The following is a 25269-nucleotide window of genomic DNA, read 5'->3' on the forward strand; positions in this document are numbered from 1 at the left end:
GGCCATACCGTAACCCATGTTACCGACCGGCATACCATCTTACGATACAATAGCTCCAGAGTATGGGATTAAAATCGAGATTATTGTAGACGGTCTGTAAAAAGCCGAAGTTACAGAAGCTCGCCTTTAATCCGTATCATTCAGAATTTCACACAAGGAGTTATGTATGGATTCGATGTTTTGTTTTCAATGTCAAGAGACATTTAAGAATACCGGCTGTATAAAGGTCGGCGTTTGCGGAAAGAATCCCGTTGTCGCAGGACTACAGGATTTCCTTATCTGGGCAACAAAGAAGCTCTCTGTTGTTACCTCCTATATGCGCGAGCATGGGATGAAGGTGACAAAAGAGGTGAACCACCTCGTAACTACCAACCTCTTTGTTACAATTACCAATGCCAACTTTGATCCCGATGCGATTGAGAAAAAAAATACGCTTACCCTTGAAACAATTGCCGCTTTGCGAAAAGAGGCAAAACTTGAAGCGGACGCCGAAATCGATACTCTTATCGGTGCCGATACTTCTGCGCGGCTTGCAAAGGCACTGACCATCGGTATTTTACAAACCAAGGATGAAGATAAGCGGGCTCTTAAAGAGTTGATTATCTACGGGCTGAAAGGGCTTTGTGCATATATGAAGCATGCCAATATCCTAAAGCATGAGAATGAAGAAGTAGATGCGTTTATCCAAAAAACGCTCTCCGTATTAATCGACGAAACGCTTTCCGTTGATGAGTTGGTTGCGCTCACACTTAAAACGGGAGAATTCGGCGTAAAAGGAATGGCTTTACTGGACGGCGCCAATAGCGGAACCTACGGCAACCCCGAAATGACGGAGGTTTCTATCGGGGTACGGAAAAATCCCGGTATATTGGTTTCCGGTCATGATTTGCGCGATATTGAAATGCTCCTTGAGCAAACCGAAGGCCAGGGCGTAGACGTTTATACACATTCCGAAATGCTTCCCGCACATTATTATCCCAAGCTTAAGAAATACAAGCATCTGGCAGGAAACTACGGCGGTTCATGGGCGCGCCAAACTTCCGACTTTGCGAGTTTTAACGGCCCCATCCTAATGACAACCAACTGTATCATTCCGACGAAAGCCTCCTACGTAACAAGAATGTACACGACAAATGCGGCAGGACATCCCGGCTGTGTACATATCGAAGCTGATAAAGACGGACACAAGGACTTTTCCGCCATTATTGCGCAGGCAAAAACCTGTCCGCCGCCTCAAGAAATAGAAACAGGGAAAATCATCGGCGGTTTTGCCCACGCACAAGTGTTTGCCCTTGCGGATAAAGTGGTCGAAGCGGTAAAGAGCGGCGCTATTAAAAAGTTTGTCGTTATGGGCGGCTGTGACGGACGGCAGGGTGCGCGGTCATACTATACCGACTTTGCGCAAGCCCTTCCGAAAGATACGGTTATTTTAACGGCAGGCTGCGCCAAGTACCGCTATAACAAGCTGAATCTCGGCGATATAAACGGTATCCCGCGTGTATTGGATGCAGGGCAGTGTAACGACAGTTATTCGCTTGCGCTGATTGCCTTAAAGCTGAAAGAAATCTTCGGATTGAGCGATATCAATGATTTGCCGATTATCTTTAATATCGCGTGGTATGAACAAAAGGCTGTTATTGTTCTTTTAGCGCTTTTATCGCTTGGGGTAAAAAATATCCATCTCGGCCCGACGCTTCCGGGCTTCCTGTCAAAAAATGTAGCGGAAGTCTTGGTGAGCAAATTCGGGCTTGCGGGAATTACCTCTGTGGACGAAGACCTTAAACGCTTTTTTGCATAACATTTACAAGCAGGTGATTATACAAAGCTCTGAGCTCATACTTTGTTCGGCTATTGTATTTTAATGAAGGCTTACACACAAAAGTGCGTAAGCCTTTTTTTATACGTGTATTGGTCGGTTGACCGCTTAGCAAAACTATGTTACAGTAGCTTATCTACGTGATCGTTGTTTCCATTAATGATAGAGCCGAAAGTTCAGCTTACATAATCAAATAAAGGTCTCATAGAACTTGTTTCCGTATGGATTCATTATTTAGTACCGTAAAAGGTAAAAAGGATTTGAGTATGGCTCAGAAAATCTATGTAGGAAATTTAAACTACGCAACCACGGAAGAAGGTTTGTCAAACTTGTTTGGAGCTTATGGCGAAGTCGTCTCGGCAGCTGTAATTAAAGACAAGTTCAGCAACCGTTCAAAGGGTTTCGGATTTGTTGAAATGGCCGATGAAAGCGCTGCACAAAATGCTATTGCAGAATTAAATGAAAAGGAATTTGAAGGACGCCGTCTCCGCGTTAATGTCGCTCAGGAGAAACCCCGCCGCACTTATCCCTAATTAATTTATACAAAGGATCGGGACATCCCTAAAAAACGACATTTTTAGGGATGCCTGATATAAGTTTCTTAATTTTTAACCTGCCGCCCATGCTGTGGCCGCAGCGTAAGACGGCATCATGAAACCTCTAAAAACTTCCATATTCGTATGTGTTAACGTATGTCTTCCTTTTAAACAAAATTACATCATTGCAAAAAAATTCGTTCCTCTATAAGATAGAAGTCAATGAAAAATTGCGGCAAAGTCTGCTATTATAACGTCTGTTATTATATGGAAAGGAGCCGAGCTATGATTAACCATAATGCTCAATTTTTTTGCTACCCGATTGTCAAGAATACTGCTATAACAAAGCTTCGGATACGGTTAACGCCGATTATGGCCGCGATGATCCTTTTCTGTACTTTGTGCGGTATCTCTTGTGCTTCCATGCAAACGGATATCCGCTATTCAGGCGGTGTGGGAGCTGCTCGTGAAAAAACACTTGCAACGCTTGAATCGGCTATCGTTTCGCAGCGGATACGGTACAACTCGGAACAGCTCAAGCGGATACAGACGGATATCGATGCTTTTTTGCGGGAGCCGTCTACCGATTCTTCGTATTTGGCACGGCTGTATGCACTTTCTGCAGACGTATACCTATTGCAGCAACAGCCGAATGAAGCACGGAAGCGGTTAGCTGCGGCCAAGCAGCAAAATGAATATGATGAATACGTCCAATTGGTTTCGGCGCGGCTTATTTCCGATCAGGAAAAGCGGAGAGCCTATTTGGAAGAGCGGCTTGTACAAAATCCAGCCTATTATCGGCTGAAAGCGGAACTCGGTGGGCTCTATTTTGCCGTAAAAGACTACCGGAAGGCGCTCGCAGCTTTTGACGCTTCACTTTCATTTTTGCCTGAAGAATATCAGCAGCTCTACGGTGAACAGCGCGAGCAGAGTTTACAACTTTACACACTAGACGGCGCTTCTATCCGGAAATCTTCCGAAAAAATATTACAAGCATCCCCTCTTTCATTGGTAGAAATGGCGATACTGACACAAGATTCTATAAACGCACTCGATTTTATAACCGGTACTGCAGAGTGGAAACCGCCGATGCTTGCCGATTATCTGCAAAAAAACGGGTGGTATCATCCGGAGCGGGATGTCCTCAAAGACTTTGCATCAAAAAAAGATGCGGCACTGTTTTTATGGCGCTTAATTGTAGGTAATGATGAAGTCCGTTTAAAGAAATACACACGCTATTATACCAGCAAACGGCGGCTGCCGATTCCCGATGTGATGATGGACGGTGTTTACTTTGATGCTATTGTCGGTACGGTAGAAGAAGACGTTGTACCGCTTACAGACGGTAAAAACTTTGAACCCGACAAACCGGTTAGCGGCATGGAGTTTTACCGCTGGCTTTTAAAAGCCGATGCCCTCCGATGAGTATCAGGGATACTGAACCGGACGTATTTTTGTATTGCTCCGCGTAGAACAACCGCCCTTTACGGCGGCTGCGCTGCGGCTGCCGGTCTTTTCTAAAAGTATAAAATGTAAAAAAAAATTGTGCACAAAAAGAAGATAGGCTGGTTTTTTATTGCTCTTTCGGTTATACTAAAAATTATGGAAGCCATAGATATTTTAAAGCCGCTTTTGGAAAAAGGACTGTTAAAGGAAAGCCTTACTTTGGCAGAAAGCGAAGGTAAGGAACTAAGCAAAATCAGCCAGGAAGGGCTTAATTTTGTAACAGCTTCTATCTTAGCTGATGTTCCATCTGTTGAAAAAACCGAACTGATTAGAAAAACAGGCGCCTTTTTCTCTGCCGAGGATTATTGCAATCTATTAAATGAAAAGGTATTTACTATTCACCCCGTAACCCGCGATCGGTTAAAAGATCAAGGGGTGTTGTTAACCGATGAAAATATGAAGCAATACTATGCATGGTATAATATTTTTGATATTGCCTTCCCGTGGCTTCCTTTATCGGTATTTGAAGATTTGGTCGTTTATCTACGGGATGAAAAGAAGCTGGTTTTAGATAAAGAAACACGAGAACTGGTAAAAGAAAATTTTTTAAATTCCAAACGGTATTCTGAACGGGAATTAGACCGTTTATTCGAATCGCCTATTTTTGATAACGAATTTTAATCCGTACAACAGCATGAACGCATCAGACATTGCGCTGCGGTATTGATGTGGCCGTCCGGTGTCCTTCTGCTGAAATCAACCTACCCCGGCGCACAGCGTGTCGGGGTAATGAGTTCTCCGCACGAATAAACGGCTCACGTTTATTTTTTACCTGCCTGTACGAGTGTTACAACTGCCGTTACAACAATATCTTCGGTCGAACAGCCGCGGGACAAGTCCGATAACGGTTTTGCAAAGCCCTGCATAAAGGGACCGTAAGCATCTGCTTTTGCAAAGCGCTGTACCAACTTATACCCGATATTTCCCGAATTAAGATCGGGGAATATCAACGTGTTTACCTTATCGCGGATAGGACTGCCGGGCGCTTTTCTATCGGTTACTTCCGGTATGAGCGCGGCATCAAGCTGCAGCTCACCGTCATAGCAGAAATTTACTTTCCGCTCATCCAGCAACTTAACGGCTTCGCGTACTTTGATGAGGCTTTCATCTTTATCGCCGCCTGAACCTTTTGTCGAGTATGAAAGGAGTGCAACGACAGGTTCATGGCCGACAAAGGCACGATAACTTTCTGCTGCCGCAGTTGCGATATCCGCTAACTGTTCGGCGGTAGGGTTGGGTATAACCGCAGAATCCGAGAAAATCAATACACCGTTCGTTCCCCACTCGGTACTCTTGGTATCCACGATAAAGCAGGAAGAAGCGGTTTTAACACCTTTCTTTACGCCGACGATAGTGAGCCCCGCACGCAATACGTTTGCTGTTGTGTTTTCCGCACCGGCGACCATTGCATCGGCTTTGTCTTGTGCGAGCATCATCGCGCCAAACCGTAAAGGATCGTGCATCTCTTTTTTTGCTTCCTCTGGCGTCATTCCCTTAGCTTTCCGTTTTTCGTATAACGCTGCAGCAAAATCTTCCGTCCATTCGGAATGTTCAGGATCGATAATGGTAAAACCATCGGTCAATACACCTAACTTTTTGCAGGCTCCTTCAACCTCGGCTTTCTTTCCGACTAAAAATAATTCCGCGGGAATTTGTTGATCGACAAGCATACGAGCCGCACGTAAAGTACGAGCTTCCGTCGCTTCAGGCAAAACCAAGCGATTGTGATATTCTTTCGCTTTGTCTTTCATTATTTGAACAAAACGCATAATAAAACCTCCGAATCATAAATGTAGGCATGAGTGTACTATTTTGCTCTCTTTTCTGCAAGGCGCGCGTTCAATTGACCAAGACTTTCTTTTTTCGTACACTATAATAATGAATACAAATTATGATATCATCGTTATCGGTGCCGGCGCGGCGGGTATGGCTGCGGCGCAATATGCGTGCCGATCGAACTTAAACGTATTAGTGCTTGAAGAAAAAGCGCCGGGCGGACAGGCGATTTTAATCGATTCGCTTGAAAATTATCCCGGATATGCCGAACCGATTAACGGCTTTGAATTTTCAGAAAATATGCGTAAACAGGCGGCGGGCTTCGGGGCGGAGTTTGCTTCCGACAAGGTAGAAGCCGTTACAAAAAACGGAGATAAAACCTTTACCGTGCAAACCGCCGGAGCAACTTACACGGCGCTTGCCGTCATCCTTGCGACGGGGGCGGAGCATCGCAGCCTCGGTGTAAAGGGCGAAAAAGAGCTACAGGGGAAAGGTGTTTCATACTGCGCTACCTGCGACGGCCCCTTCTTTAGAAATAAGCATATCGTTGTGGTCGGCGGAGGGGATGCCGCTTGCGATGAAGCGCTCTTTCTTGCCAATCTGACGGATACCGTTACGATGGTACACCGCCGCGACACCTTCCGTGCGCAAAAGGCGCTCGTTACCCGGACATTGAATAATCCTCATATAACGGCGGTATTCGATACGACCGTCACGGAGATTAAAGGAGCCGATAAGGTAACGGCCGTTGTACTGCGGAATGTAAAGACGCAGGAAGAACGGGAACTTGCCTGTGATGCAGTCTTCTTTTTTGTCGGTATGAATCCTAAAACGGAATTATTCCCCGACGCAACAAAGGATGCAACGGGATATATCGTTACCGATGAGGATATGCGAACCTCTATCGAAGGGCTTTACGCGGCAGGCGATGTGCGCGCTAAGTCTTTCCGGCAGGTGGTTACTGCAGTTGCAGACGGCGCGATTGCCGCTCATACGGCAGCAGCTTACATCGATAGCCTGCACAGTTAACCGCTTTGCGCCGTAAACATCTTTTCGCCGCCGTCCTATTCGGCGCCGCACTGCCGATTTTACTGCAGGTCAATACTCAACTGAATGCTCAAGCTCAAGCCGCCGGCCTTAAAACGCTGCCCGATTTTTACGATCCCGTCCCCGCCGCGGAACTTGCCGGCCAGATCACGGAGGCGATGACCGACGAAGAGCTGCTGTCTCAAACGTTTATGTTCGGATGGGCGGGGCAGGCGCCGACCGATCTTTTAATGAGCTGGATTACCGAACGGAGTCTCGGCAGTATCAAAATATTCGGCTGGAATACTGAGGATAGCGTTGAACTGGCAAAGGCTATCAGCCTTTTACAAAAAAAGGCCAACAGTACCCGCTTCCGTATCCCGCTTTTTGTTGCAACCGATCAGGAAGGGGGCTGGATACGCCATGTTAAAGGACGTACGTCGGAAACGCCCGGTAACCTCGCCATCGGCGCCTCCGGTTATCCGATAGACGCCTACTACGAAGGCTTTTATATTGCCCGGGAGCTTTCGGCTCTTGGCATCAATCTCAATTTTGCACCGACGGTAGACCTCTATACCAACCATGAATCTTCTATTATCGGGCCGCGTTCTTTCGGGCAATCGCCGGAGGCGGCGGGAATTTTAGCCCGTGCCTTTATGCAGGGGAGTAAAAAGGCAGGCGTACTGACAACTGCCAAGCATTTCCCCGGACATGGAGATACCGCGCTTGACAGTCATGGAAAGCTGCCGAGCATTGCCATCTCCAAAGAGACCTTCTATAACCGCGAACTGGTACCGTTTCAATACCTCATCGAAGCGGATGTACCGGCAATTATGACCGGACATTTACACTTTCCCGCCGTATCCGAACACGGAGAGCCTGCCTCGTTTTCTCAGTATTTACTGCAAACCGTGCTGCGCGGCCAGCTCGGCTTTAAAGGCTTGGTTATCACTGACGACATGATGATGCACGGGGCCATCCGCTATGCCGGTACAATTGCCAAAGCGGTACAGCTCGCACTTGAGGCCGGAAACGATATTATCGAATCCTCTACCACGCCGCGCCTCTACGATGCATTTTGGACTGAAAATTTACAGCGGATGCAAACCAACGAAGCATTCAGGCTGCGGGTTAAGGACGCGGCATACAGAATTATCGAAGCAAAACTCCGGTATTTTAAAAGCGGCAATGCAGTTCCGCTGTATCCCGATATATACACTATTCCCGAAAAGCTGCCCGATGCCGAAGGACAGGCTTTCTTTCTTTCCCTTGCCGCACGGGCGGTTACCGTTGTCCGCGGCAAATATATTCCGTATACAACAAAAACCGGAGAAAAGATATTGCTTGCCGGTTCATATTCCGCTTTTTTACAGGCGGGCTTAAAACGCTTTCCTGCCGCTCAAACGAGTAATCTGTCGGACGGTATTTTTACCAAGACCGCTGCAAGCGATACCGTTATCTTCTGTCTTTCAAACGATTCATCGCTCAAAGTCTTACAGCAGCTTTATAAAGCCTATCCCAAAAAGCGGTATATTATTTTTTCTTGCCTCTCGCCGGTATTCTTGTCGGGCATTCCGGAAATCCCCACTGCGATTGCGCTTTACAGCTACGCGCCGGTCTCGTTTACCGCGGGTTTCGGTGTATTGCTCGGCGATTTTAAGCCGCAGGGACATCTCCCGCTTGACGGTATTAATTAAACCTGTTCGGAAACTTCCGTTTCGGAATAGGTCTATTAATTACACAGCAGAAAAATACCGATACATAAGATATGGCTCATTGTATTGTTCCCACGGCGGAAGAAATTCTTGATAAAGAATATAAGGTGTTGGACAAAGGCTTTGTCCGGTTGGTTGATTATCTCGGCGGAGATGCGCGTATTGTACAAGCGGCACGGGTGTCGTATGGAGATGGCACAAAAAGCGTTCGCGAAGATGCGGGGCTGATCGATTATCTGTTGCGGCATCAGCATACGTCCCCGTTTGAGCAGGTTGTGCTGACCTTCCATATAAAAATGCCGATTTTTGTTGCGCGGCAGTGGGTGCGGCACCGGACGGCACGGCTCAACGAAATTTCCGGACGGTATTCGATTATGCGGGATGAGTGTTATCTGCCTGCGTCCGAGGATATCGCGTTCCAAAGTACGGATAACCGGCAAGGACGTATGAGCGAACCTGCTCCGCTTGAGGTGCGGACGCAGATACGGGATGCCTTGCACGCACAGCAGGAGACTGCCTATCGTGAATATAGTGCGCTTATCGATACAAAACTGGCGCGGGAACTTGCCCGTATCAATTTACCTCTTTCAGCGTACACGGAAATGTATTGGCAAATCGATTTACACAACCTCTTTCACTTCTTAAAGCTCCGTTGCGATAGCCATGCTCAAAAGGAAATCCGCGATTACGCTTTTGTGCTGCTGGAGATTTGCCGAAATGTGGCGCCTCTTGCAACAAAATCGTTTGAAAAGCATAGCTTAACCGGTGTGCATCTTTCCGGCGCCGAATTGGAAGCTGTGCGCAATCTACTGCAAGGCAAAGAAAGCGGACTTAAAGGTAAAGAGCTGGAACGCTTTGAAGAAAAAATCCGCTCCGGCGAACAACTATAGCAGGGAAAGTTTATTTCGGCAGTGAGAGGCCGTCGGGGCGGATGTCGGCGTAACGGCCGGAATTATTCCAATAGGCATAGCCTTCATCAATGGAATCCTTAATGCCGATAATCTGCCGCTGCACATAATCTTCATTATAATACTTTTTATCGTAGGATACGGGAATATAAAACGCCTGTGTCCACGGCCGGATAATCACCTTATTGTGCGCAATAATCTTATTCCGGTAGGAGCCTTGCTGATAAATGCGGTACGGGCGTTCCTCTGCCGGTTGTTGCGCAAGAAAGCTTTGCCGGAAATGGCTGGGATAAAACATCGGGCATATCACATCCACGTAATCGGCAAGCACTTCTACTTCCTGTCCCGTGCGCGCTCCGGTGCGGTACCATCCGTTCGCCCCGTAAATATCGATTGAAATCGGCGCATGAATTTTTTCCCGGGCGTAGGCAAGAAAGGACATGATGGCGCTTTCCTTATCCATGCCCTGCTCCTGCGCAGGGTACCGTGCCGCATAGAGATTTTCCCCATCGGTGGGAAAGCGGATATAGTCGAACTGAACTTCATCAAAACCTCTCCGGATCAGTTCTTCCGCAATTGCCGTATTGTACTTCCATACGTTTTCGTTGTAGGGGTCTACCCAATATTCTTCAATCGGCTCTGCCGTTTCGTCAACGGTTTTATAACCCTGCCACGGGTTGCCGCTTTTGTCTTTTACTGCATACACGTTTTTTCGGTATCGATACAGCTGCTTATCCTTGAACACAACGATGCGGGCGACGAGGTAGACCTTGCGTTCTTTCGCTTTTGCAGTAAAATCTTCCAGCTGAATAAAGGGACGCACCGCTCCCACTGCCTGTATTTCTTCATCCTGTGAGTCGTAGCGGACAAAGCCGAAATCATCTTTCATATCGATAACGAGCGTATCGAGCTTATTTTGTTCAAGTAGGTCAAAATAACGCTGCAAACCGGCGGCTGTCCTTGCCTGATGTGCCGGTAGATACACACCTTTCCGTCCCGTAGCGCGGCGGAGATAGTCCGTTTTTCGTGTTTTTTTACCCTCGCCGAACAGCCACAATTCTGAAAGGCTCACCGCTTTGCCGAGCCGCGTCATCCGCTGCGGTATCCACGCCGAAAGCGGATTTGCAGCGATGCGTTTAAGGCTCAGCTCTATTCCTTTTAGCCGGTTGGGAGCAGGAGCTGGCAGCATCAGCGGTATCTCAAACAAACCGCCGTTTTTACAGCCGATAATGGATACGGCAGCAGGGCTGAGCCCGTCGATGCAGCGCGCACCTGCAATGCTGTCCGTCCACTCCGAAACGGCATGGAAGCTCTTTGTCGGCCAATCAAGTTGGTACAATTTGCCGGTAAATGTTTGCGCGGCATACACTTCCTGTTTTTGCTGGTGGGTATATACGACAATATCGGAAATTTCTTCGTCACTTTCCGGCCCGGGGATAAGCCCTTCGCTTAAAGGCTGCCATTTGTCTGAAATGGACGGCTGTTTCCATGCTACGCCGTAGATGGAGTGGGAGGCAAGGACGGTCAGCTGCAGATTTCCCTGTGCATCCGGCAGATCGAGTACACAGACGGCCTTTAACCCATTGACCGGAGTATGGCAGCCGAGATTGCGCCAATGCCGTCCGCCGTCTTCACTTAAAAACACAGCACTGTTTGTAGCAGTAATAAGGGTATCGGGGCGGGACGGATGCGCTTCCAAATCTTTCAACATCTGAGGCTTTTTAATAAAGGACTTTTCGCCGCCGGTTATCTTTTTTATCACTTTTATCGGAAGGCCGTCGTTGATATACTCAAACTGCGTTACATTATCCGATCGCGCAATGCCGTTATCGGTGAGAAAAAACCATGTATTGCCGCTTCTGATAATTTTGCGCACCGCGGCCGTATCCCAAATCTTTTGTGCGGACACCGAGGTAAGCTTATATAATCCGTCCTGCGTACCTGCCAACAGGAAATCCTGCGCATGAACCGACATCACAGTAACAAATGCAAAAACAATCAACAGCCGTTTCATAGAGGGCAATTATAACCTATATAATAACCGGGGTCTATGGAAATCTTGCTTATTTATTGCAAATTGAATACAGTATAATATATGGAAAAGAGACTATTTGTTTTACTGACAGCATTTGTGCTGTTTTTGTTTTCTTGTACTACCGGCAATAATATGATGGTGCCGGATACGCCGTTAAGTGACACGAGATACCTTGCGGAAGAAGTCGTAAAGGAACTGAATTTTGTAAGAACAAATCCTAAGCGGTATGCGGCCGAAGTATTGGAACCGCGGCTTAGATATTTCGATGGGAATATGTATGCCGAACCGGGAAAAGTCCGGCTGTTAACTCAAGAAGGCATCGCACCGTTGCAGGAATGTATACGGGTACTAAAGACTACAGCTGCGGTGGATCCGCTAACTTTGGAAACAGGGTTGTGCCGTTCGGCGCAATGGCTTGCGGATGATCAGGCACGTACCGGAGGAATGGGGCATACGGGGAGCGACGGTTCCGACCTTGTTACCCGTATCAGCCGCTACGGAACGTGGGGTATTCTTTGCGGCGAAAATTGCGCGTATGGCAGTGTGACGGCACGGGAAATCGTTGTTCAGCTTTTGATCGATGACGGAGTGCAGAGTCGTGGACACCGGATTAATATTCTACAACAAGCGTTTAAGAAGGTCGGTATCGGCTTTAACAAGACCGGAAATGCACCTTACGGCGCCGTTACCGTAATGGATTTTGCGGGCAGCTATATTTCACAATAAATTTTAAATATAGGGCATCTCTGAAAACTTGGTGATGTTTTTAGAGGTTTCCTATATTAAAAGGTTTGTTTTGTTACAATTTTGCTTCTTTTTTTATAGATACCCTCTTTTGTTTGTGGCGTATTTGCTGTATAATATTTTTTATTCAATCAAGAATAACGAAAACAATGAAGCAGTTTACCGGGAGCGAGCATGGAAGCAAGCAAAAAGGCCCTTGATAACATAAAAAAATACAAACCAACGGTAAGTTTATGGAGTAGTGTCCGTATAAAATTTATCGTTATCATCGTTACTATTCTGCTTGTTGTTATTGCCAGTGTTGCTATGGCTCTCGCTATTGCTATTATCCGTCCATATAAAGATTTACTTTCAAACAGTCTTTTGCTGCAAACAAAAATATTGCTTGATAACCTTGAATTGCGAGTTCAGACACATTTTTCAAATCCCAATCAGGAAGATTTGGACATTTTATTATTGAATCGTGTTACCTTCCCCGAAGCAAAATATGTCGTTGTTACGGGAAAAAGCAGCCTTCCCGGGCAGACGGGGCTTCACTATGTTCTCGCAACTGACTATCAAGATATCACTAAAGTGATTAATACTCATCGGTATATCCCTGGAGAATCTCAGTTTTATCCTGAAGGAATCGAAGAAATCCTGCAAAAGTTGACGTATATCAATAGCGAAGCCACGCTAATCGTCCATCAGCACATCGATTCGATTCAACTGCTTATGGATGAAATGGAAGCGCTCGATACACATCGAGATCCGTATATACTCAAGCGCCAAACTGAAATTCAGGCAAGTATCAGACATCTGGAAGCAAAACTGCAATCCAATCTTTCGGCATTGGCCGATCAAGGTTTCGGTTCATATCCGGATTATTCAATACAGAGTCTTTCAAAAAAAAGGACGGAATATTTATTCTACGAACCGATTATCTATTATAATCCCGATAATCCGCAGGAATGTGTGCAGGGAATCGTATTTGTTAATATTTCGGTAGAAGGTCTTTTGGAAAAAATAAACGACCAGCAAAACCGATTGATTCGTATTATTGCGAAGATCTCATTAATCGTGTTGATTGCAGGTATCTCTACCGCATGGTTCCTCAGCTCATTATTTGTACGGCCGCTCGGTCTTTTGGCGGCGCACGTTGCGTTAATCCGTGATACGGAAGATAAAGAGAAGCTGGCCGGTAGGTCGGTTCAAGTTACCTCGCGGGACGAATTCGGGATGCTTGGTACGACGATTAACGATATGACGGAAAGATTGGCTGCTGCCGCTGCTATTTCTAAAGATTTAAAGGTTGGCAAAGAGATACAAAAAATGTTTATCCCGCTGGATCTTAGTTCTTCCGGCAGGAAGCTGACAACGGGCAGTCATCGTGACGTTTATTCCGAATTTTTCGGTTATTATGAAGGTGCGCACGGTGTTTCGGGTGATTATTTTGATTATAGAAAATTGGATGCCTTCCATTATGCCGTTATAAAGTGCGATGTTGCAGGGAAGGGGGTTCCCGCCGCCCTTATTATGGTAGAAGTAGCGACGTTGTTCCAAAGCTATTTTCAAAACTGGAACTATAAACGAGACGGTTATAACCTCAGCACTATCGTTATGCGGATTAATGACGTTATCGAATCGCACGGATTTGTGGGGCGTTTTGCTGCATTTAGCCTTTGTATTATCAATATGCGTGTCGGTGATGCGTATTTCTGTAATGCAGGCGATAATATCGTTCATATCTACGACAAACAGGCACGACGTTTGAAAAGCTATACCTTACGTTCAGGGTCGGCTGCAGGGGTGTTCTCTTCAGAGATGATAAGTCTTAACGGTGGGTATCCGATTGAAAAAATACACCTGAATTGCGGAGATATACTGTTTCTTTATACTGACGGTATCGAAGAGTCAAAACGGAAGCTGCGTGTGCCGATTTCGAAACCGAAGAATGATTCAGCTGCTGTATTGCCGGAGGATAAAGACGACAACAGCCATCTGATCGGTACCGACAGCGAAACATTGGGAAAAGACAGGGTTGAAGAGATTATTGAGGCGGTCTTTGCCCGGAAAAAATTTACGCTCAAAAAACGTCAAAGCGATCTTATGTATGAGCAGATGGATTTTGATTTCTCTTCGTGTAACGGAACGATTGAAGATGCCGTTCTGGCACTTATTTCTGTTGAGAAAGCCTTTAGAATGTATAAGGATAGTTCCGCACAGTCTTTTGATTGTGTGCAGGTCGATAAAAAAATTGATGCATTCTTGAGTAAGTGCTTCCTACAATATGATATTTACTGTTGTGATAAGGCACCGCATCCTATTTATGATGAATATTTTTACTACAAACAAATAAAAGAAGATATTCAATACGATGATTTGACTATCCTCGGTATCGCGCGTCGAGTACCCGTTTAAATTGGATGTACAATAATACTTGACATTTTTCCGATTGTGGTTTATCTTACACCCCGTACATCGCAGGGTAGAGCAGTTGGCAGCTCGTCGGGCTCATAACCCGGAAGTCGTAGGTTCAAGTCCTACCCCTGCTAAGTTTGAAAAGGCATCCTTAATTTAAGGATGCCTTTTTTTTGATCCGCGAAATTTTACTCAAGGTTTTGCTCTGAAAATCATTTCTCGTTGATTGACTTTTTTATGGTGGTATAGTATAGTCGTCTGTCTAGTATTTTGAGGAAGGTTTATTTTCAGCCGCTAAAGGAAATTTTGCTTTCCTCGTTATCCCGAGATCTTTTAGGCGGTTAATACGCCTGATAACTATATATAGAAGGAGTCTAGTTTTATGAAACGGACATTTCAACCGAGCAGAACAAAACGTTTGCGCCGTCATGGATTTCGTGCGCGTATGGCAACACGCGGAGGACGCGCGGTTTTAAAGAGCCGCCGTGCAAAAGGACGCTATAAGCTTTCCGTGTCCGACGAAAAAAAGAGTTACTAAGAGTTTTAACACATGGAACGCTCTTGTTTGCCTAAAGAAGAGCGTCTTTGCGGCGCCGTGCGGATACGAAGTATGTTTAAAATAGGACACCGCTATAGCTGCGACGGCGCAAAGTTGTTCGTTTTACCGAATAAGTTACCATATAATCGTTTTGTTTGTACATTTAAACGACATTACGGTTCTGCCGTACAAAGGAATAAGGCGCGCCGTTTATCTAAAGAGGTGTACCGGCAGATGAAATCCCGGCTCATAATAGGAAAGGATATTCTTCTGCTTGTATTCCCTGGGCATGATACTTTTTCTTTGCGTACGGCTCAGCTGGATTGTTTGTTTAAAAAAGCGGATATGTTCTCTGTTCGATCTCAACAATATGAAACACCATTATCTGAAAACAATTGAGCGTTTTTTTACGTTTTTATTATGTGCGGGGGTAAAGGTATACCAAAAGTGTATTTCTCCCTTGTTTCCGCCTTGTTGCAGATATTATCCCACCTGTTCTCATTACGCCCTTGAAAGCCTAACTAAATATGGGCCGGTTAAGGGAGGGTATTTAGCGGTAAGACGAATCCTTAGATGTCATCCTTTTCACAAGGGAGGGTATGATCCCGTCCCCTAGGAGATTCGTTTATGAATAAGAATACCGTTATTGCAATGGTGCTTTCCGGTCTCGTCATTGCAGCTTCGATGTTTGTGCAATACAAATTTTTTCCGCCTGCGCCGGTGCAGCAACAGCCGTCTACTGCCGTTTCTACCACGGAGCAGCAGGCAGAAGTCCCGCAAAATACCTTTGTAGCGGAAACTGCTCCTGCCGATTTCGGAGTGCTGGAAACCCCTGATGAAACCGTTATCGGTGAACAGACCGTTACCGTTAAAACCGATATTGCGGAGATTACACTTACAAATCGAGGCGGCGATATCATTTCGTATAAGCTGTTGGAACGCAATAATTCCAAGGGTGATTCTTATGTAGAAATGGTAAAAAACCTCACCGATCGGAATAGAGCGTTTTCTATTGCGCTTGGCGGTGCTCAGGCGCCCGCTTTAAATCAATTCTTTAATGTCAAAGAAGAAACTGTAAATGGAAAGCAGATTGTCGGCTTTTTTAAGACAATTTCGATAAAAAACCAAGACGGTTCCATATCCTCATTTACACTTGCAAAACGATACACCTTTCTGCCTGATGACTATATGTTTGAACTGGCTGTTACGGTCAGCGGCGATGCCGATATGAAAGGGCTGAATTTTGATAATGCAGGCTATACGCTGAGAACAATGCCTCAAATCGGTCCGGATTGGGATGCCAAAGCAGACCGCTACGAATACCGGAACTTTTTCTCCTATATAGGCGGAAAGAAAAAAGATACTGCGTTAAAAGCAAATCAGACCAAGTTGATTACGGATTCCGTTCCGTGGGCCGGTATTTCGGGAAAATACTTCAGCCTTATCGTTATTCCTTCGGTTCCCGCACAACAGATATTGTATTCTGCCGCACAGCCTAATGCGGATACCGTTCAAGACGGACAGCTGTTTTTTTCGCGGCCTGTGATTACCGGCAATAAGGTAACCGACGTATACCGTATTTATCTCGGCCCCTGTTCTGAAAATATTTTAAGTGCCTATAATATTCCGTCAAAAAACAACTACAACTATGATAATCTGCGGATTGATACCGTAGCCGTTTCCAGCGGTATTTGGCGCCCGTTAGAGATATTGCTGAAATGGCTGCTGCAATTCTTCTATAAACTTATTCCGAACTGGGGTGTTTCGATTATCCTTGTAACAATCTTGATAAAGGCTGTATTTTTCCCGCTTACCAAGAAAAGCTCTGAATCAACGCAGCAGATGCAAAAAATGCAGCCTAAGATTCAAGAATTGCAGGCAAAATATAAAGGAAAACCGCAGAAGCTGAATGAGGAGATGGCAAAGCTCTACAAAGAAGCCGGTTATAACCCGCTTTCCGGTTGTCTGCCTTTATTGATCCAATTACCGATCTTGTTTGCAATGTATCGGCTGTTTAATAACTATTTTGAATTCCGCGGTGCAATGTTTATTCCTCATTGGATACCGGACTTATCGGTCGGTGACAGTATTTTGCAGTTCCCCAGTCCTATTCCTTTCCTCGGATGGACGGATCTGCGTATTTTACCGATTGTCTATGTGATTTCGCAGATGGTATTCGGAAAGATAACGCAAACTCCAACAAGCGATCAGCAGCAAAACAGCACAATGAAAATTATGCTTTACGGGATGCCGTTATTCTTCTTCTTTATGTTCTATAATGCGCCGTCAGGGTTGCTGCTCTACTGGACATGCACGAACTTCTTAATGCTCGTTCAGCAGATGATCATTAAGGCAATGATGAAGCAGAAAAAGGAGGTTCGGAAATGATCTATGAATTTGAAGGAAAAACCGAACGTGATGCTATAGATAAAGCAATCGCCGAGCTTGGGGTAGAGTCCGATCAGTTTGATGTGGAAATTGTTGAAATTCAAAAAAACTCGCTTTTTAAGAAAGGGTATGCCAAAATTCGTGTGCATATTGACGATAAAGCCGCAGCAGGGAAGCCTACTGCCGATACGCCCCGTCAACCGGCGCTTTCACGCGAAGCTTCTACGGAGAAAGAGGCTGATTTGGTGAAATTTATCGGTGAGCTCATTCATGCGATGGGCTATACCGCAAATATCGAAATCCTTTCACACGAAGAACATAAGCTGCTTATACGGCTTTCCTCCGAGGATTCTGCGATTTTAATCGGAAAGAAGGGGAAAAATCTGGATGCACTCCAGCTGATTGCCAATGTGTATGCCGGTAAAATCGGTATTTCCGAACGGATTATGCTCGATTGTGAAAATTATCGGCTTCGCCGTGAGGAATCGCTGGTGCGGCTTGCCTATACCACCGCTGATCAAGTTGTAACGACAAAGGCTTCAGTCTTGCTTGAGCCGATGAATCCCTATGAACGTAGACTGATCCACAGTACGCTTGCAGATATTCGGGATGTTGACACAAAGAGTGAAGGTGACGGCTTATACAAACAAGTGCGTGTGCTGTATAAGGGGCTGTAGCGGATGAGGCGTTGTCTTATTCTTCTTACCCTTTTAACAGCCGGTTCTCTTTTTGCACAGGATGTCGGCAATGTACCCGATTCGGTGATTTCCGTACTTGATTCGTTTTTATCCGCTGAGCAGCGGATAGAATTGCTTAAGCAAGGACATCTTTTCCGGTCGGTGTATAATAAAGAAAACGCTGCGCCTCGGCTTGCGCCGCTTTTTGCCGTGCCGCAAACATTTGCGGAAAACTGGAACAAGGGCAATCCTACTTTTTTGATAGAAGCGTTGTATGTGCATAAAAAAATGCAAGGCAATACAAAAGACATAGAGAAAATCTCCCGCATTCTCCGCTCTGTTTCAAAGCTGGAAGGACTGCAATATTATTCGAGCAGCCGCAAGAAGATGCGGACCCTCTACGAGACGTCGTATGTTATTGACGATCCTAAAACGCAAGGCCGGATTGCCGATCCTGTTGACAATCCGGAACCGGATTTTTCGGTCTATGTACTGCAAAAGGATTTAACCTTCGATAAAAATATTTATCGTTACCGTTTCTGTTCTGACACCGATTCTGCCGGTTTCATATCTACAAATGTCGATGTCTTAAAGTATTCGATATTTAAAGCAATGGAACCTGAAAATTTAGAGGCTTCGATTGCGGTAACCGATCTCGGAGAGTATCTGCTGATACATATGCTGACACGTGCCGATTTTAGCGCTCCTTCCGTTTTTAGGGAGCGGGTACAAAATTCGTTTAGGACACGGGGAGAAGCGGTGTACGGATGGTTCATTGCGCAATACGAGAATAGTGTAATACCTTGATGGAGGAGCTATGCGGTTGAATAAGATTGCGGTATTGGTTTTACCGATTACTTTTTTGATTATCGCGACAGCGACTGCTGCTGCAATTATTTTAACGGGAGATTCTGAAAAAGGAAAAAAAATGAATGCGATAAGTGCTGAATTACAGAAGGACGGCGTCTATGCCGTTATCGATACGAACAAGGGCGATATCGTTTTGGAATTGTTCTATAAAGAAACACCCATGACGGTATGTAACTTTGTCGGGTTGGCAGAAGGAACATTGGATGCAGCGAAAGGAAAGCCTTTTTATGACGGGCTGACCTTCCACCGTGTCATTGCAAACTTTATGATTCAAGGCGGCGATCCTGACGGTAAGGGTACCGGCGGACCGGGATACCGCTTCCCCGATGAGTTTGTCGATAACCTCAAGCATAATACCGCCGGTATCCTTTCCATGGCAAATGCCGGGCCGGGGACAAACGGGTCGCAGTTCTTTATTACCCATGTGCCTACGCCGTGGCTTGATGGAAAACATACGGTGTTTGGTCGGGTCGTAAAAGGCCAAGATGTTGTCAATAAAATCGTACAGGGTGATCGTATGAATTCCATATCGATTATCCGCAAGGGAGCCGAAGCCCAGAAGTTTACGGCAACCCAGAAAGATTTTAATGCCTATCTTGCAGGAGCTACGGAACGGGCAAAGCAGCGTGCTGCTCAGAAGCGGGAAAAATATGAGGCTTTGATAAAACAAAAATTTCCCAATGCCGTTAAGAATGAAAACGGTGTCTTCTATACAATTGTAAAAGAAGGTAAGGGCGTTAAAGCTCAAACAGGCAAAACTCTGACTATGAAATATAAGGGATCTTTGCTTGACGGTACGGTGTTTGATGATTCCGATATGCACGAACCGCTCAAGTTTGTCGCCGGTGCAGGGCAGCTTATTGCCGGATTCGACCAGCAGGCCGTACAAATGGCTGCCGGTGAAAAACGGACGATTGTTATTCCGCCGGAGCTTGGATACGGTTCACGCGGCGCAGGCGGGGTTATTCCTCCTGATGCTTATTTGGTTTTTGAACTTGAATTACTGTCGGTAAAATAACCGGCAGAATAACCTGTGAATTGACTACGCATTTTTTTTGTGCTAGTATTTTAAGGATATTTATCATAAATAAGGATGTAAATAATGAATGCGATTCCATTATTGCAGCAAGCCGCATCGGGAGGTAGTTTTATTCCGCTGCTCGCTCTTGGTCTTATCTTTGTAATTTTCTACGTTTTTATTATCGGCCCTCAAAAGAAAGAGCAGAAGAAAACGCAAGAAATGATTGCCTCCGTTCAGAAGGGTGATAAAATTATCACAATCGGCGGTATTCACGGTGTCGTGTCTTCTGTAAAAGAAACAACGATCATTCTTAAAGTTGACGATAATTGTAAGCTCGAAATGAATCGTTCCGCAATCGGCAGTGTTATTTTGGATGAAAAAACAAAAGCAAGCCGTCTGGCAAATGTGCCGGAAAAGACTTCTCTGTTTTCTGCGCTCTTTAAAAAGAAAGAAAAGAAAGCTGAAGATTCCAGCTCCGAAAAACCGCAGCCGCCCAATTTTTCCGGCGATGCGGAATAAACGTTCCGTATAAGAGCGTATCGGCTTATAAATCGTTCGTGCTGTGCCTAACCCCAGTATGAACGTTTATTTCCGTTAGACGAGGAGATAGACATGAGAAAGCGAACTCGATTCGTGATTGTTCTGGCTGTGTTAGGCCTTTGCTTTGCATTTTTATATCCTACCCTTAAATGGTATTTTTGGACAGGTAAAGACGATAAGGCGCTGGCTCTCGGTTCCAGAGAAAAAATTAAAGATTATGTCATAAATATGACAAAAACCGACATTGACGCATTGATTGCATCTGCAAAACAGGGGAGTTCCGAGCCGGTTCCGGCAAAATATGATCCGCTCATTAAGGCTGCAAAGAAAAACTTAAAAAGTCTCGGCAAAGAGCAGCCTTCGGTGTGGACGGCGGGTGCATTGCTGGCAGCATTCCCTGAAAATTCTGAGGATAAAGCACGGGCAACAATGAGTCCCATTATGGAAGATTCATACCGGAGTAAGATACTGAGCATTAAAAATGCACAGGCAAATGCGGTCAAGCTCGGTCTCGACCTTTCCGGCGGTATGAGCATCATCATCAAAGCCGATTTAAGCGCGGTAACCGGCGACAGCGGCGATAGCAGTACTTCGGCAAAAAAAGAAGCGATGAATTTAGCCATCGATACCATTTCCAACCGCATCGATAAGTTCGGTCTGACCGAGCCCGTTATTAGACAGCAGGGTGAAGATCGTATCTATGTTGAAATCCCCGGTGCAGCGGATGCCGATAAAATCAACTCGATTATTATGGGGCGCGGGTTGCTGGCATTCCATATTGTAGACGATGATGCAACGCAGGCTTTTTATTCTTACTATACAGCTAATCCTACACGGACATTTGATGCCGATTATAATCTCATCGATCCTTCAATTATCCCTGCAGACACCAAGGTGCTTGGCGTATATAGCAAGGATGCATACGGTTTGGATGAGCGGCAAGGATTCCTCGTTATCAAGAAAGAAGCTGCCCTTGAAGGCAAGCACCTGCAACGGGTAAGCACGACAACCAGTCAAACCAACGAGCCGCTGGTTGTATTCGAACTCGATAAGGAAGGCGCAGAAATCTTTGCAACGGTTACCACTGTAAATAAAGATAAACGGCTGGCTATTGTGTCCGATGATAAGATAAAGTCGGCGCCGAATATCAAAGAACCGATTACCGGCGGTACGGGAACTATCAGCGGATTCAGTGCGGAGGAGGCGGAAAACCTTAAAACGATTTTACGTACCGCATGGCTTAATGTGCCGCTCGAACTGGAAAACCAGCAGGTAATAGGCGCCAGCATGGGCGAGCAAGCGATCAATCAGGGATTAATGGCGCTGCGATGGGGATTAATCGCTGTTTTGGCGTTCATGCTGATTTGGTACCGCTCTGCCGGTATTAATGCTTGTATCGCGCAGATATTGAACCTTTATATCGTATTCAGCGTGCTTTCAGCTTTCAATCTTACGCTTACGCTTCCGAGTATTGCCGGTATGATTTTAACAATCGGTATGGCGGTTGACGCAAACGTTGTTATCTTTGAAAGAATTAAAGAAGAGCTTGCTTTGCACAAAAGTAGAGAAGCTGCCATTCAAACCGGTTTTGCCCACGCTTTCTGGGCGATTATGGACTCCAATATCACTACCTTTATTGCAGCTCTGTTCTTATCAATATTGGGAACCGGACCGATCAAGGGATTTGCTTACAGCTTGACAATCGGTGTTGTTTCTTCCGTATTTACTGCCCTTTTTGTTTCACGGCTTATCTTTGATTTCGGCACGGAAACATTGCACCAGAAGAAGCTGCATATTACTTGGAGGTCGCTCGTATGAAAAAAACGATAAAATTCAGTAAGCTTTTCGGTGTTATGGTTCTCGTGAGCTCCGCTCTTATTATTTCCGGTCTTGTAGGTCTTTTTACGAAAGGCATTAACTTCGGTATTGACTTTCAGGCAGGATTTATCGAGAAAGTGCGGTTTGCGCCTTCTGCCTTTATTTTAACGTATGATGGTGAGAAAAACATACAGGTAGCACAAAATTCCCAAGGAATTGATGTTACCATTATTTCGGTGGACACTGAAAATAAAGTTCTGTCTTTTAAGTATAGTGAATACCCCACCGTTGGACAGTTTGTCGAGGCTGTGCAGCAGCAAATTGAGGGGGTAAAGGCAAAAATACTTGCAAAAGCCGATACCGCATTGCAAAGTGTGTTTATCACCTCGGAAACTTCCCGCCTTACAACGGAGCCGTTCCGCGCACATTATATTCCCGGCCAAATACAGCCGATCGATGCCGACGAAGTGCGTCATGCCCTTGCTTCCGTTCCTTCGGTTTCAGTGCAGCAAGTCGGTGAAGCGCGCGACCGTATGTTCCAAATTCGGTTACCCGATAACGGTACGTACACCAATGCAAATACCGAACTGCGGGCATTGATTAACACCGCATTGGTAGCTGCTTATGAAGCGGATAATTTTGCCGTATTAAGTACCGACTTTGTCGGATCTCGCTTCTCCGGTTCACTTGCTCTCCAAGCGGTGGTTCTGGTAATTATGGCGTTGTTCTTAATCTTTATTTACGCTCTCATACGGTTCCGCTGGACATTTGCTTTAGGCGCCGTGCTTGCGTTGGTTCACGACGTTTTGATTATGATTACCTTTATTGTGTGGACGCAGATGGAATTCAATTCCACCACCATTGCGGCAATTTTGACGATCGTCGGGTATTCAATCAACGACACGGTTGTTGTGTTTGACCGTATCCGCGAAAACATCCGGCTTAATCCGAAGCTTTCTTTGGTTGACGTTTTGGATCTTGCCCAAACCGAAGTGCTGAGCCGAACCATTATCACCACTGTTACGACAATGCTTGCGGCTGTGTCGCTCTATGTCTTTACCTCCGGTAATATGAAAGACTTTGCGCTTGCTTTATTGGTGGGTATGACAAGTGGTGTCTATTCGACAATCTACATTGCCGGTGCTTGTATTACCTTCTTTTCCGGAAAAAAACGTGCAGGTGATTTATTGCTCAATAATGCCCCAAAAGCTACTCCTGAAGTAACAGTATAGGTGTAACGGTGTAATTAAAAGATACGTCTTTAGAAGTTGAAAGCCTCTAAAAACCTTGAGTTTTTAGAGGCTTTTCTTTTAGCTCCTTTTTAGTCAAAAAAGAGGCAGAGACCGTAAACTTCTGTGCAGCCTGCTGCCTTTAATGTACGTGCGCAAGCTTCGAGTGTTGCACCGGTGGTCATTACATCGTCGAGCAGAATGAGCCTATCTGGGACGGTATTTTCCGAGAGTTCGATTTTTCCCTGTAAATTCACTGCACGGGCTGTCTTGGACAGCTTCTTTTGCGGAATGCCGTTCTGCCGCTTTAAACATCGATGTATCGTCAGTTCCGGATAAACCGATAAATCTTTTACAAGATCTTCAATTTGATCCCAGCCTTTCTCTCGCAATTTTTGAGGGCGCGGCGGTACCGGCACAAGCGGAATATTCATCAATTCCGGATATCCTGTGAGAAAACGGTGGATAAGCGGTGCAAATACCGTGGAAAAAGTGCGGATATTATTGTTCTTCCACACAGGCAGCAATTTTTGCCCAAGCCCAATGTATGGGAAAAGCGTAAAAATACGATCGCAGGCTGGTTTTTGCCTTTCCGTATCATCCTCTGCCGGCCTGCAATGGGTACAATATTCATGTTCGGAAATAAGTATCTTTCCACACTGTCTACAGCGGGCTTCGGTTTGTTGTGAGTGCTCCGCATCAGCGGTGATATACGGTATGAATTCGGTTTGAATGCAATGATTACAGAGCGGCAATCCTGCTTCACTTATGTTTCCGCAGAGACGGCACGGTTGCGGAAACAAGAGATCGCTGTAAATTTTACGTACGATATTTTTTGCCTGATGTAAGAATAGTATACGCTTCATATAACCTCCTTATGCAAGGTCAAGATTTTGTAGAGAACTGCTAAAAACATCAGTTCGTAGCAGTTCTCAGAGCCTTGATAAGAAAGTTATATAGCACGCGAAAGAAAATGGCTGGTTTTTACTGGGCTTCGGTAGAAGATTTTTCAGAATTTACGATAACGTCCGTGTTTCCCGGTTCTGTTTGTGCCGCTTGTCTTTCTTTTTCAGCTTGCGCTGCTGCAAGGGCTATTTGCAACTGCTTTTGCCGTGTTGCTTCGAGTCCTTCCGCATCATTAAAGAAGTCATATACTTTTTTTATATCGCCGTAATGAAACGGAATACTATCGATAAAGTCGTCAACTGCTAATTTTCCATCGAGGGTTTGTACCTGAAAACCATCGAGCACCAGATATTTTTTTCCGTCTTTCAGTAAAAAGCTAAACCGTACATGATTTGCAATTTTTCCTTTGGCAATAAGTCTGCTTGTCGTCTCTTCTGATAATGCATAAGCATAGAGGGTCATTTCACCAAGGTAACGCTGACCGTTTTGCCTCTGCTGGGAATCAGCTATATTGCTTATGGTGAAAAAGCGGTCGAGTATAGTTTTCATTCCGTTATTGACGGAAAAATCAAACCGGTAGGTATACAGCATCGTATCGACTTTGAAACTAATAAAATCGTCTTTTGCTTTGGGCATTACACAAGAGTCAATAGCGTATACAACGTCAAACTGATTATTTGTTGTATTAACCGTAACCCCTGCAACTGCCGGTTCCGTGTACAATGCCTTAGACGGCAATGTCGTACAGGCTGTGAGGCAGACTACACAGAGAATAGCCGGAATCAAAACTCTTTTTAATACACTGTCCATAGAGGTCTCC

At 45.4% G+C, this 25269-nt stretch carries 23 protein-coding genes and 1 tRNA gene; 20 read left to right on the forward strand and 4 right to left on the reverse strand.

Features of this window, described 5'->3' with window-relative positions:
* Positions 1-166: 166 nt before the first annotated feature.
* From hcp to E4N65_RS01605, 4 genes are all read left to right on the forward strand, one after another.
* Positions 167-1798, forward strand: a complete 1632-nt coding sequence (gene hcp / locus E4N65_RS01590) for a hydroxylamine reductase (protein WP_253673756.1) — start codon at positions 167-169, stop codon at positions 1796-1798.
* 284 nt (positions 1799-2082) lie between these two features.
* Positions 2083-2349 (forward strand): RNA-binding regulator, encoded by a 267-nt coding sequence (locus E4N65_RS01595; protein WP_044013900.1) that lies wholly within the window; start codon positions 2083-2085, stop codon positions 2347-2349.
* Positions 2350-2637: 288 nt separating this feature from the next.
* On the forward strand, positions 2638-3777 hold the full coding sequence (locus tag E4N65_RS01600) for a tetratricopeptide repeat protein (protein WP_253673757.1): 1140 nt from the start codon (positions 2638-2640) through the stop codon (positions 3775-3777).
* Positions 3778-3954: 177 nt separating this feature from the next.
* Positions 3955-4479, forward strand: coding sequence for a hypothetical protein (locus E4N65_RS01605; protein ID WP_044016983.1), 525 nt, complete (start codon positions 3955-3957; stop codon positions 4477-4479).
* A 140-nt stretch (positions 4480-4619) separates the two neighbouring features.
* Here the strand turns inward: E4N65_RS01605 and pta are convergent, their stop codons facing one another.
* Positions 4620-5627, reverse strand: coding sequence for a phosphate acetyltransferase (pta, locus tag E4N65_RS01610; RefSeq protein WP_253673758.1), 1008 nt, complete (start codon positions 5625-5627; stop codon positions 4620-4622).
* A gap of 109 nt (positions 5628-5736) precedes the next feature.
* Between pta and trxB the strand changes: the two genes are divergently transcribed.
* The 3 genes from trxB (at position 5737) to thyX (ending at position 9265) form a co-directional block, all read left to right on the forward strand.
* Positions 5737-6663: a thioredoxin-disulfide reductase gene (gene trxB / locus E4N65_RS01615; RefSeq protein ID WP_253673759.1), complete on the forward strand. Its 927-nt coding sequence runs from the start codon at positions 5737-5739 to the stop codon at positions 6661-6663.
* 5 nt (positions 6664-6668) lie between these two features.
* The gene (locus E4N65_RS01620) at positions 6669-8357 is read left to right on the forward strand and encodes a glycoside hydrolase family 3 protein (protein WP_253673760.1); all 1689 of its coding nucleotides are present in this window, start codon (positions 6669-6671) and stop codon (positions 8355-8357) included.
* Between the two features lie 71 nt (positions 8358-8428).
* Positions 8429-9265: an FAD-dependent thymidylate synthase gene (gene thyX, locus E4N65_RS01625; RefSeq protein WP_253673761.1), complete on the forward strand. Its 837-nt coding sequence runs from the start codon at positions 8429-8431 to the stop codon at positions 9263-9265.
* Positions 9266-9275: 10 nt separating this feature from the next.
* Here thyX and E4N65_RS01630 read toward each other — a convergent pair whose 3' ends face one another.
* Positions 9276-11297 (reverse strand): putative glycoside hydrolase, encoded by a 2022-nt coding sequence (locus E4N65_RS01630; RefSeq protein ID WP_253673762.1) that lies wholly within the window; start codon positions 11295-11297, stop codon positions 9276-9278.
* Between the two features lie 81 nt (positions 11298-11378).
* Between E4N65_RS01630 and E4N65_RS01635 the strand changes: the two genes are divergently transcribed.
* The 13 genes from E4N65_RS01635 (at position 11379) to secF (ending at position 23546) form a co-directional block, all read left to right on the forward strand.
* A complete protein-coding gene (locus E4N65_RS01635; RefSeq protein ID WP_044013891.1) occupies positions 11379-12044 on the forward strand; it encodes a CAP domain-containing protein in 666 nt (221 codons plus the stop codon).
* Between the two features lie 192 nt (positions 12045-12236).
* On the forward strand, positions 12237-14462 hold the full coding sequence (locus tag E4N65_RS01640) for a SpoIIE family protein phosphatase (protein WP_044013889.1): 2226 nt from the start codon (positions 12237-12239) through the stop codon (positions 14460-14462).
* A gap of 61 nt (positions 14463-14523) precedes the next feature.
* A tRNA-Met gene (locus E4N65_RS01645) sits at positions 14524-14596 on the forward strand.
* A 248-nt stretch (positions 14597-14844) separates the two neighbouring features.
* The gene (rpmH, locus tag E4N65_RS01650) at positions 14845-15000 is read left to right on the forward strand and encodes a 50S ribosomal protein L34 (protein ID WP_006188846.1); all 156 of its coding nucleotides are present in this window, start codon (positions 14845-14847) and stop codon (positions 14998-15000) included.
* A gap of 12 nt (positions 15001-15012) precedes the next feature.
* Positions 15013-15399: a ribonuclease P protein component gene (locus E4N65_RS01655; RefSeq protein WP_044013887.1), complete on the forward strand. Its 387-nt coding sequence runs from the start codon at positions 15013-15015 to the stop codon at positions 15397-15399.
* Entirely contained in the window at positions 15371-15616 is a 246-nt protein-coding gene (yidD, locus tag E4N65_RS01660) for a membrane protein insertion efficiency factor YidD (RefSeq protein WP_253673764.1), read from the forward strand. Before E4N65_RS01655 ends, yidD begins: the two co-directional genes overlap by 29 nt.
* A gap of 11 nt (positions 15617-15627) precedes the next feature.
* Entirely contained in the window at positions 15628-17388 is a 1761-nt protein-coding gene (gene yidC / locus E4N65_RS01665; protein WP_253673766.1) for a membrane protein insertase YidC, read from the forward strand.
* Positions 17385-18065 carry an RNA-binding cell elongation regulator Jag/EloR gene (gene jag / locus E4N65_RS01670; RefSeq protein ID WP_253673768.1) on the forward strand — a complete coding sequence of 227 codons (681 nt, stop codon included), beginning with the start codon at positions 17385-17387 and terminating at the stop codon, positions 18063-18065. The genes yidC and jag overlap by 4 nt, the downstream gene beginning before the upstream one ends.
* Positions 18066-18068: 3 nt before the next feature.
* Positions 18069-18872 (forward strand): DUF6675 family protein, encoded by an 804-nt coding sequence (locus E4N65_RS01675; RefSeq protein WP_253673770.1) that lies wholly within the window; start codon positions 18069-18071, stop codon positions 18870-18872.
* Between the two features lie 10 nt (positions 18873-18882).
* Positions 18883-19953, forward strand: a complete 1071-nt coding sequence (locus tag E4N65_RS01680) for a peptidylprolyl isomerase (protein ID WP_253673772.1) — start codon at positions 18883-18885, stop codon at positions 19951-19953.
* 84 nt (positions 19954-20037) lie between these two features.
* On the forward strand, positions 20038-20475 hold the full coding sequence (gene yajC / locus E4N65_RS01685; protein ID WP_253673774.1) for a preprotein translocase subunit YajC: 438 nt from the start codon (positions 20038-20040) through the stop codon (positions 20473-20475).
* Positions 20476-20568: 93 nt separating this feature from the next.
* A complete protein-coding gene (gene secD, locus E4N65_RS01690) occupies positions 20569-22314 on the forward strand; it encodes a protein translocase subunit SecD (protein ID WP_253673776.1) in 1746 nt (581 codons plus the stop codon).
* A complete protein-coding gene (gene secF, locus E4N65_RS01695) occupies positions 22311-23546 on the forward strand; it encodes a protein translocase subunit SecF (protein WP_044013872.1) in 1236 nt (411 codons plus the stop codon). The genes secD and secF overlap by 4 nt, the downstream gene beginning before the upstream one ends.
* 89 nt (positions 23547-23635) lie before the next feature.
* On the opposite strand, the gene E4N65_RS01700 is transcribed toward secF, so the two are convergent.
* Both E4N65_RS01700 and E4N65_RS01705 read right to left on the reverse strand, forming a co-directional pair.
* Positions 23636-24409 (reverse strand): ComF family protein, encoded by a 774-nt coding sequence (locus tag E4N65_RS01700; protein ID WP_253673778.1) that lies wholly within the window; start codon positions 24407-24409, stop codon positions 23636-23638.
* Positions 24410-24527: 118 nt separating this feature from the next.
* Positions 24528-25259, reverse strand: coding sequence for a hypothetical protein (locus tag E4N65_RS01705; RefSeq protein ID WP_253673780.1), 732 nt, complete (start codon positions 25257-25259; stop codon positions 24528-24530).
* Between the last annotated feature and the right edge of the window lie 10 nt (positions 25260-25269).

The organism is Treponema sp. OMZ 855 (assembly GCF_024181145.1).
Taxonomy (GTDB): Bacteria; Spirochaetota; Spirochaetia; order Treponematales; family Treponemataceae; genus Treponema.